General features: G+C 74.1%; 1 pseudogene. It reads right to left on the bottom strand.

The features are described from left to right. Positions 1–677 precede the first annotated feature (677 nt). Positions 678–878 (bottom strand): annotated as a pseudogene (locus tag ACYVE9_RS28730) (amidohydrolase); the annotation flags it as partial.

Below are 878 nucleotides of genomic sequence, written 5' to 3'. Positions count from 1 at the left end.
GTTCGGCCGCCGGGCGTGCGGCAGCCGGGGGGCTGTCGGGCCCGGCGGGGTGCGCGGGCGACGCTCCAGCCGCGACCGGAGCGCTGGTACCGGCTTCGGCGTCTGTGTCAGGGCCCGGTGGCACGGTCGCTGCCTTCCTGCAGGTCATGAGGTGATGAAGCTGACCGTACAACGCGAACGGCCCAACGGGGCCCTGGAGGCGCGTGGGAGTGGGCGGGATCTCGCCACAGCCGGGGGAAGCCGGCGACCGGCCGGGGGGGGCGGTGGGCGCGGCCGGGGTGCGGATCGGGCCCGGCGCTCTTCGGGCCGGCCTGGGATCCGCTGGCTGCGGGTCAACCGAGAGCCGTTGTCTACTGAGCGCCGAGCCCTACCCGGGTCGCACCTGCCGACCTGCTGAAACCTTCCGCCCCCGTGCCGCGGGCGCTGGACCTGGCTGCCTGTGGTGAGGTGTCATCCGGCACCTCACCGTGGCCCAGCGGCGTTCGACGACTGCGCGGTGGATCTTTCGGTCGGACGTCCTGTGGTGGGACTCGGCCGAACCTACCCGCCTTCCGATGCCGCCTGTCAACACCCCCCTGACCTGCCATTTCTCCGCAAATGGCCAGGTCAGCGAGGAGGTGGGGCCGGGCGGGTGACAGGCCCAGCAGTCATCATTCGGCGGAACGCCGGGCGCCGGATCACTCGTTCGGCGCCGCGTGCACGGTGCGGCCGGCCACCACCGTCCGCAGGCACACGGGCAGTTGCCCGCCGGGGCTGAGGTCCGGCAGGCCGGGCGTTCCGGACCGCGGATCGGTCGACCAGTTGGCGACGCGGTTGTCCGGGGCCTGCACCACGAGGGCGCCGGTGCGCCACACCGCGTAGTCCGCCGGCGCGCCGGG

Source organism: Streptomyces sparsus (assembly GCF_054776295.1).
This window is presented reverse-complemented; position numbering and strand designations above follow the sequence as displayed.